General features: G+C 65.5%; 1 protein-coding gene. It reads left to right on the top strand.

Annotation, left to right across the window (positions count from 1 at the left end):
* On the top strand, positions 1–275 hold a 275-nt coding region (locus tag N4G66_RS45510; protein ID WP_261710183.1), incomplete at both ends, for a transposase.

Here is a 275-nt window from a genome sequence, read left to right as displayed (position 1 = left end):
ATCCCCTGGCGCTATCTGCCGCACGACTACCCGCACTGGAACACCGTCTACGCCTACTTCGCACGCTGGCAGGAGGAAGGCGTCTTCGACCAGCTCAACAGCCTCCTGCGCCGACAAGTCCGCAGGCAGGAAGGCCGGGGCGAAGAACCGAGCGCGTGTGTCATCGACTCCCAGAGCGTCAAGACCTCCACCAACGTCCCCACCTGCGGGCAGGGCATCGACGCCGGGAAGAAGATCGTCGGGCGGAAGCGGAGCATCGTCATCGACACCGTCGG

The sequence above is a fragment of the Streptomyces rhizosphaerihabitans genome, assembly GCF_025399795.1.
GTDB lineage: Bacteria > Actinomycetota > Actinomycetes > Streptomycetales > Streptomycetaceae > Streptomyces > Streptomyces rhizosphaerihabitans.
This window is presented reverse-complemented; position numbering and strand designations above follow the sequence as displayed.